At 41.8% G+C, this 8,761-nt stretch carries 7 protein-coding genes; 3 read left to right on the top strand and 4 right to left on the bottom strand.

Annotated elements, in window-relative coordinates; translation table 11 throughout:
- Nucleotides 1-69 precede the first annotated feature (69 nt).
- Together E1176_RS10745 and E1176_RS10740 are read right to left on the bottom strand one after the other, a co-directional pair.
- Complete coding sequence (locus E1176_RS10745) at nucleotides 70-762, bottom strand: cyclase family protein (protein WP_155210613.1); 693 nt, start codon at nucleotides 760-762, stop codon at nucleotides 70-72.
- A gap of 10 nt (nucleotides 763-772) precedes the next feature.
- Nucleotides 773-1,528, bottom strand: coding sequence for a sulfite exporter TauE/SafE family protein (locus E1176_RS10740; RefSeq protein ID WP_155210612.1), 756 nt, complete (start codon nucleotides 1,526-1,528; stop codon nucleotides 773-775).
- 189 nt (nucleotides 1,529-1,717) lie between these two features.
- Here E1176_RS10740 and E1176_RS10735 point away from each other — a divergent pair, with 189 nt between their 5' ends.
- On the top strand, nucleotides 1,718-4,921 hold the full coding sequence (locus E1176_RS10735; RefSeq protein WP_155210611.1) for a S41 family peptidase: 3,204 nt from the start codon (nucleotides 1,718-1,720) through the stop codon (nucleotides 4,919-4,921).
- A 60-nt stretch (nucleotides 4,922-4,981) separates the two neighbouring features.
- Here the strand turns inward: E1176_RS10735 and E1176_RS10730 are convergent, their stop codons facing one another.
- Nucleotides 4,982-5,776 (bottom strand): SDR family oxidoreductase, encoded by a 795-nt coding sequence (locus E1176_RS10730; protein WP_155210610.1) that lies wholly within the window; start codon nucleotides 5,774-5,776, stop codon nucleotides 4,982-4,984.
- Nucleotides 5,777-5,811: 35 nt separating this feature from the next.
- On the opposite strand from E1176_RS10730, the gene E1176_RS10725 reads away from it, so the two are divergent.
- Complete coding sequence (locus E1176_RS10725) at nucleotides 5,812-7,119, top strand: MFS transporter (RefSeq protein WP_155210609.1); 1,308 nt, start codon at nucleotides 5,812-5,814, stop codon at nucleotides 7,117-7,119.
- Nucleotide 7,120: 1 nt separating this feature from the next.
- Here E1176_RS10725 and E1176_RS10720 read toward each other — a convergent pair whose 3' ends face one another.
- Nucleotides 7,121-7,621, bottom strand: a complete 501-nt coding sequence (locus E1176_RS10720) for a dihydrofolate reductase (RefSeq protein WP_155210608.1) — start codon at nucleotides 7,619-7,621, stop codon at nucleotides 7,121-7,123.
- Between the two features lie 138 nt (nucleotides 7,622-7,759).
- Here E1176_RS10720 and E1176_RS10715 point away from each other — a divergent pair, with 138 nt between their 5' ends.
- Nucleotides 7,760-8,551, top strand: coding sequence for a hypothetical protein (locus tag E1176_RS10715; protein ID WP_155210607.1), 792 nt, complete (start codon nucleotides 7,760-7,762; stop codon nucleotides 8,549-8,551).
- Nucleotides 8,552-8,761: the final 210 nt, after the last annotated feature.

Raw genomic sequence — 8,761 nt, 5'->3', positions numbered from 1 at the left:
TTTTTGTGTCAAGACAAAAAATGAAAAAAGAGACAAAAGAGGCTAGCAAATCAATTGTAAGGTTGCTATTTATTCGAATATAGCCACAGCCCTAACAGGAGACCCCGTACCTCCTTTAATTTTAATAGGAAAGCCAATAAACCTAAATGCTCCCCGACCTATCAGAAGGTGCAGGTTAATCACATTTTCATAATGTGTAAAGCCCATCTCTCCGCAGATTCTATGTACATCTTTATTTGAAATTCCAGAGACTCCGGGAGCCATGGTTTCAACACCAAATGCTGCAATCTTTTGGTGGCCTAGCCACTCTGTAGCTTTGGCACTCAAGCCAGGGCCTTTAATCCAATTGGGTGTATCGTAATATTTCCGATAATGACCTGTATAAATTAAAACAGTGTCACCAGGCTTGATTTCAAGGTTATCTTTATCACAAGCTGCTTTGAGATCTCCTACTTCTATCAGCTGTTGAGGCGTTTTGTCAGAAAGATCCAGACAAATGCCTCTGGCATAGAAAGTGGTAAGTGGCATGGTGTCAATTGATTGACCTTTATTGGCAATGGTCATGTGGTTAAGAGCATCTACATGGGTGCCTGTATGCTCACTCATTTCTAATTTATAGACGCTAGGTGTGGAATTTTTAGTGTCTGTAACTCCCTGCCATTGCTCATGAGTAGCATGCACATCAATTTTTACATCTGGTAAGCCCTTGTAGGTTGGCATACCATTGTACACGTCCATGCTCAGATCGATTATTTCAACCATGTCTTTTATTTTAGAAAAACCAAAGCTTTACAGCCAGAGCGGTTACAGCTAAAATTAAGAATCGCTTGATCCATTTATCACCTTTGGCCACAGACCAACGACTAGCCACCCATGCGCCTAGCGAGTTACCTACAGCGAGAATAATACCGTACTCCCAATCAATTACATCTTCCCAAATAAATACCCCCAAAGAAGCTATGGTGTATATAAATACCACAAAAACTTTAGCGCTATTCGTTTTTACCAGGCTGAATTTATTGATGCCTGTGAGCGCTGCCATAATTAAGAACCCGACACCTGCCTGTATAAATCCACCATAAATACCGATAAAAAAGAAAGTGATAATACCGATGATGGTAGATTTTAAATCAGTACGTTCATCAGCCTCGTTGGTGTTGCCTTTAGGACCTATGATTGTCATCACCACTACCATAATCATGATGATAGCTATAATTTTATTAAATAAATCGGCATCTAGGTTTACAGAAATCTTTGCACCTATAATAGCCCCAAAAAGTGCCGAAATACCCAACCATAGTGAATATGGAAAGGCAGAAACCCCCTTTGATTTGAAGCCTAGAATTCCAAAAATGTTTTGAGAAAATATAGCCACCCGGTTAGAGGCGTTGGCCACCGCAGGAGGTAAGCCTAGAAAAATCAATATCGGCAAACTTATCAATGAGCCACCGCCAGCAACAACGTTTAGAAAACCGGCAGCAAAACCAACAACTACAAGTAATGCAGCGTCTAGTAAGGGTATATCCATAGATCTAATTTTCCGGCTAACTTAATTAATTTTTGGTTTAGTTAAAGACAGAATATTATTTGGTATACCCTTGATAAGCCACTCAGCTATTTTAACAAAAGCATATTGCCGCCAGTCGAATAGCGGTTAAATAATAACTACATGGTTTTTAACTTAGTATTCTCCTTAAGTTTTAAAATCAATAAAAATATGCGAGCTATTATCCTTTTCCTGTTATTGGTCTGCATGACCAGTCTTTCTTATTCTCAAAATACTTCAGACCTGCTACGAACACCAGCCATTAGCCCACAGGGTGATGTCGTGGCGTTTTCTTTTCAAGGTGATATCTGGCGGATGAATATAGATGGTGGTGAGCTAAGAAGACTTACTATTCACGAGGCCTATGAGTCTAATCCCGTTTGGAGTCCTAAAGGAGATCAAATAGCATTTACAGGAGCTCGCTATGGTAATAATGATGTTTTTACTGTAATCGCCAATGGCGGTGTGCCTAAAAGGCTGACACACCATTCTTCTGGTGATATGGCCTATGGCTGGAGTAATGATGAAATTCTTTTTACTACCCGAAGAGCATTTAGACAGGTAGAGTGGGATGCTGAAATTTATGCAGCATCACCAGCAGGTGGTACACCAGAGCGTATATTAAATGCAGTTGGTGACATGCCGGTTGCTTCTCCTAATGGTCGTTTCATAGCGATCGTTAGAGGTGCATGTAGAGTGGCTCGGGAGCAGTATAAAGGTCCGGCTGATAATGAAATCTGGATTTATGATACAAAAAATAATCAGTATCACCAGCTTACTGACAATGAGATGAACGACTATCTGCCCAGATGGTCTGATGATAACACGCTTTACTATATCAGCGCAACTTCAGGTCGCTATAATATTGTGAAACAGGCGATTGATGCACAAGGCAAAGCAAGTGGTGGTATAGAGGCGATCACAAATTTTAAAGATGATGGGGTCCGACACTTTGATATAGCGGCCAATACGATTGTTTTCGAAAGAAAAACATCATTATATAAGATGAAGGAGGGTGGCAGTGCAGAGGAAATTAAAGTAAATATTCAGGCTGATTATCGCTTTGACCCGGAAGAGCGCAAGACTTTTACAAATGGCATAAGTAACTATGTGGTTTCGCCAAACGGCAAATACATAGCCATGGAAATAAGGGGTGAGATTTTCGTCAAGGAAAATGATAAGGAGAAAAAGCGCAGTGTAAACATTAGCAACCACCCTTACCGTGATCAGCAACCTGCCTGGCTCAATGACTCAACCTTGCTATTCATTTCTGACCGTGACGGTCAAAAGGACATTTATCTGGCAAAGTCAGCTGATGACAGTAAGCCAGAGTTGTTTAAAACTCTAAAACTAGATATTGAGAAAATTACCAAAACAGGTGAGCACGAAATGTTTGTAGCAGTTTCTCCCGATGGTAAGAAAGTGGCTCACGGGGTCGGAAGAGGAATATTAAAGGTTTCTGAAATAGATGAAAAGGGCAAACTTTCTAATACCAAAACATTACTTGATGGCTGGTCGAACCCTCGTGGTGTGGCCTGGAGCCCTGACAGCAGGTGGCTGGCATACTCACTGAGTGACCTTAATTTTAACAGTGAAATATACATACACGCGGCTGATAATAGTAAGGAGCCTGTAAATGTAAGCATGCATCCAAGGGGTGATTATGGGCCGTTTTGGAGTGCAGATGGTAATAAATTAGGCTTTGTGTCTAACCGAAATAGCGGTGACAATGATGTTTGGTTTGTATGGCTCAACCGGGAAGAGTATGAGAAAACCGAACGCGACCGAGAAGAGGGTTACTATTTCGAAGATGAGGAAGAAGATGCTAACGAAGAAGATGCCAAGAAAGAGGGTAAGAAAGATGAAAAGGAAGTCAAACCTATTGTGATCGACTTTGAGCGGATACATGATAGGCTGGCTCAGGTTACTTCCATGCCTGGCAACGAGGGCTCTGTTGTGATTTCTAAGGATGGAGAGAAATTCTATTTCGTTACCTCAACAGGCCTTGATGAGGGCAGTGATCTTTATGAAGTGAAATGGGACGGTAAAGAAATAAAGCAGCTTACCAAAGGAGGTGCAAGACCTGGTAATTTAAGGTATTATACAGATGAGGATGAGATTTATTATACCTCACGCGGCTCGTTGGCTAAAATCAAGAAAGAAAAAACTACCAGATTGCCACATCGTGCCTCTATGGTGATAAACTACGCTGAAGAAAGAGAGCAGATTTTTGAAGAAGCATGGAGTGCACTCAACGAAGGGTTTTATGATCCTAAATTTCATGGTAATGATTGGGACGCACTAAAAAAGAAATATAAGCCATGGGCGCTTACCGCTTCTACTACGCAGGACTTTAGGTACATGTATAATATTATGCTGGGGCAACTCAATGCCAGTCATATGGGCCTTTATGGCTCAGATCCTGAGAAAACACAAAGAGAAAGTACTGGCCGACTGGGTATAGAAATAAAACCCGTAAAAAATGGTGTGGAGATAACTCATGTAGTGCCAAATACTCCTGCCGATAAGATTAAAAGTCAATTGAGAGAAGGGGAAGTAATTACCGCTGTCAACGGGCAAGATATTGATGGGAACACAAATTTCTACTCACTATTTGCTGAGGAAACAGATAATCAGGTATTGCTTAAGGTAGAAAATGCTCAGGGCACGTCACGAGAAGTGGTGATCAGGCCATCAAGAAGTATAAGTACAGATCTCTACGAAGAGTGGGTGAGAGAGCGCTCTGAGTTGACCAATAAATATTCTAATGGTCGATTAGGTTACATTCACATTCGAGGCATGAACATGACAAGCTTTGAGCGATTTGAACGAGAGCTTATGGCTAGCGGGTTGGGTAAAGACGGGATTGTTATCGATGTGCGTTACAATGGTGGCGGCTGGACTACCGATTATTTAATGACCGTGCTTAACGTAAAGCAACATGCCTACACCATCCCTAGAGGCGCTGTGGATGACCTCCAGAAAGAAAATAAGAAGTACAGAGATTACTATCCTTACAGTGAGCGTTTGCCACTTTCCAGCTGGACTAAGCCATCGGTAGCCATGTGTAACGAAAGTAGCTACTCTAATGCAGAAATTTTCTCTCACGCTTACAAGACGCTGGATATTGGTACGCTGGTCGGCAAACCTACCTTTGGTGCCGTGATTTCAACTGGGGGTCAGGGTTTAATCGATGGCTCTTATGTGAGAATGCCTTTTAGAGCATGGTACGTAAAAGCTACTGGAGAAAACATGGAAAACGGACCCGCTGTGCCAGATGTACTTGTAGACAATGCGCCTGATAGTAAGGCCAATGGTGAAGACCCACAATTGAAGAAGGCTGTAGAAGTATTGCTGGGCGAAATGGGAGAGTAGTAAGATGTGAATTCACAAAACCTCACCATACCAGTCGGTTTGGTGAGGTTTTTTATTTGCTCATCTTACCTGAGCCTTTCTAACTACACGGGCAAATAACCCCGGGAAAAACCTTTTGAGGTACACGCCATAAATCTCTTTACCGCCTATGTACACTTCATTTTTCTGACGCCTTATGGCTTTAGCCATTTTCTTTGCGCATTTAGCCGCACTCATCCCGTTGGCCTGGGCATCATCCATTTGATTAAGTTTTTCACCACTTTCTGTAAGTGCATTTACGGATACATTGGTTTTTATAAAACCAGGGCAAAGTATAGTGACCGTAATATTGTCTTTCCATAATTCTGCGCGTAACGCATCGAAGAAGCCGTGTAGAGCATGCTTTGATGCAGCATATCCTGAGCGATAGGGCGTCCCAAACTTGCCAACCAAACTTGAAACAACGGCAATTTGTCCGGCTTTGCGCTCAAGAAAATGAGGTAATAATGCCTTTGTCAAAGCTATAGTTCCAAAGTAGTTTACTTCCATCAGCTTCTTATCAACTTCCAGCTTCGTGTCTTTAGCTAATGAGCGCTGACTCACACCTCCATTATTGATCAGAATATCAACATGACCAAAGGCGAGTAGGGCAGTTTCTACCGCTAAATGCATGGTATCTGTAAAAGTAAGGTCTAAAGGAAGTGTAGCTACTTCAGCTGGTGTTTTGCATAAGTTTTTCACACGATCAAGCTCCTCTTTTCTCCGTGCAGAAATGATCAGTTTGGCTCCCTGCCTGGAGAGCTCGATAGCTAAGGCCTCGCCAATTCCTGAAGAAGCTCCGGTAATCCACACTACCTTGTTTTTAAACTTTGTCATAACACTCTTTATAAAAAGGCTGTTTATCAATTCGAATGCCTCAAGATACAAACATTGCCGAGAAAACTTACGACCTAATAACTGACGATGGAGAAACACGTGCCTGCGATGCAATAGCTGAGGAGGCCTGTCAGGAGGCTCCGGGAAGTTTTTTTAAAAATGCATTTAATGGTTTTTGTACCAAGCTAGCCGAGCAGTTAACGAGTCCGGGGGTTGTCATTCCTTGGGTGCTGTCAGTGCTTAATGCCTCGGTAGGTCTTTCAGGTCTGCTTGTGCCTATCAAAAATGCCGGTTCTCTTCTACCACAACTGATCGTATCAGCCAAAATAAGGGCTTTTGCTGTGAGAAAGTACTTCTGGGCAGGGGCTGGGATTATGCAAGGTATCATGCTGGCACTGATGGCATGGGTCATTTATGCACTTGATGGGAATCTGGCAGGTTACCTGATTGTAGCTGGTTTGTTTATTTACAGTGTAGCCAGCGGGGTGGGTTCGATAGCCTTCAAAGACGTAATGGGCAAAACGATACCCAAAGGTAAGCGCGGCCGACTGTTGGCACTAAGAGCCACTGGTGGAGGTGTACTCACGGTAGTGGCAGGTCTAATCTTCTATTTCTACTTCAATGAAAACACATCTGAGATTGTCTATGTTGGCTTGTTTGCCATTGCAGCAGTATTGTGGTGGCTGGCAGCAGCACTATTCGCCTCTATAGATGAGAAAAAAGGAGCACAAGAAGGAGGGAGAACTCCCATTCAGGAGTTGAAAAACGGCTTCACAATATTAAAAGAAGACACGAATTTTAGAAATTTTCTGATTACACGAGCACTGCTAATGGCCATACCCTTGGCTCAGCCTTTTCTCATTTTATATGCCAGAGAAATATTGGATGCAAGCCTTCAGGGGCTGGGACTCTTCGTAATCGTTACTGGTATTTCCAATGCAGTAAGCAGTCCGTTTTGGGGAAAATTTGCCGACAAAAGCAGTCGTGGATTAATGGCGGTTGTTGCTGTTTTAGGAATAGTTACGTGCCTGTATGCTGCGTTTTTCGAGCAGCTTCCCGACTCATGGCAGCACATTTATGCGTATGCACCTGTTTTCTTCCTCATAGTGATGGCCCACGGGGGTGCACGACTAAGCAGAAAAACTTATTTGGTTGATTATGCTCCTAAAAAAGAAAGACCACTATATGTTTCCCTTGCCAATACTGTCATTGGGATTTTTACCATACTCACTGCCGGCATCGGTATCATAGCAGAAGCCTTTAGTTTGCAGGTGCTACTGTATTTTCTAATGGCTATGCTGCTTGTAGCTATAGTGCTTTCTATTCAACTTAAAAAAACCTGATTTAGGCTCGCTTGTAGAGTACAAAGTCAAAAGGATACTTGTGTTTGTGGTCAACAGGGTGCGGTAGTCGTTCAACTTCTTTCCACTTGAGTTTATCAAACTCCGGGAAATAGGCATCACCCTCAAAAACCTCATGTATTTCTGTTAAATACATAATATGCGCCACACCCAATCCCAGGTTATAAATCTGACCACCACCTATGATAAACGCTTCATTTTCACCATTTTTCTCAGCTATTTCTAACGCCTCTTCCAGACTATTGACTACCAGGGCGCCCTCAGCCTCGTAGTCATCCTGACGGGTAATAATAATATTGGTACGGTTGGGCAAAGGCCTGTATTTAGGGGGTAACGATTCGAAATTTTTTCTACCCATGATTACATGATGACCGGTAGTTTTCTGCATAAAATACTGCATGTCGTCTGGTAGGTGCCAGATCATATCATTGTTTTTACCGATTACATTGTTTTCCGCAATAGCGGCAATCATGGAAATTTTCATTTGAAACAGTTTTTGGTTTTACGTGAGGCAAATGTAACCAATTCAATAGGCATTAGTTTTGAGTTTTTTTGTTTATTAAGATCAGAATGGCCCCACTTTTGTTTTCTATACAAGCGTTCAAATACGTAACTTAATAATATGAGAAAGAATTGGCTGGTAGTGGCGCTCATTGGTTTGTCTATAGTAGCAACTGCGCAAGAAAAAGAACAACTATTTTATTACTTGAAGGTGTCTTCAGCTAATGTATCCATTAATTGCTATATCAACGGATTTCCCGTTTATGAAATAGATAATGAAGGTCAGGTTACCAATCAAATACCAGTAAACCTTTCTCTAATTGGGAAAGACAATATATTGACTATTGAAGCCATGCCGGAGGGTGAGAATGCTTTTGTAAAAGGAAATATCGCAGCTTATGGCGGTGGTGAAATGGTATCGACAGATGATAATAAACAAGGCATTGTCTCCTTCGATTTTATGGTGACTGATAGTGTAGGAGAGGAGTTTAAGTTTGATAACGAGCAGTTTGATTATAGCGCTACCATCAAACATTTGCCACCAATTACCGACATTGATGAGCTAAAAGAATATGGAGTAAAAATTCAAGCGCTGATTGGTGCGAAGAAAACAAAAAAGCTCATCGAAGAAATGTCTCCAAAAATTGAAGATACCGCAGAGGCTTTCTCTGTAGATGCTTCTATTATGTATGAGAACATGGAGCAGGTGTTGGCCAATAATATATTCAATACGCAATGGCAGAAAGTTGAGCGAGAGCAAATCGTACCGGTTTCTTACAATGATGGTAAGATATGGGAGCTCACCCTTGAAGGTGACAAGCCTTTAATATATGCTGAGGAAGCCGATGGAGGTTCAGCGTTTATGAAAATTTATGTAGCCAGAATTGACGGCCAGCTACGTGTCGTGAGATAGGGTGAGGTTGAATCTCAATGCTAAACACTAATTCTTAATATCACAGGTAGTAGGTACACTAAATCGAAGCGTCATTCTGAGTGCAACGAAGAATCTCGTTCAGGATATGTCATACCTTTATTCGTTAGCCTTTAAGTCTTACCAAGCCTCGAAGGCTTAATAAGACTGGTCTATAATTTTATTGATTCCATCCCTCCAAGGGATGGAATC

It is taken from the genome of Fulvivirga aurantia (assembly GCF_009711475.1).
Classification (GTDB): domain Bacteria; phylum Bacteroidota; class Bacteroidia; order Cytophagales; family Cyclobacteriaceae; genus Fulvivirga; species Fulvivirga aurantia.
The sequence above is the reverse complement of the archived record's forward strand: the minus strand, read 5'-3'. Positions and strand labels throughout refer to the sequence as shown.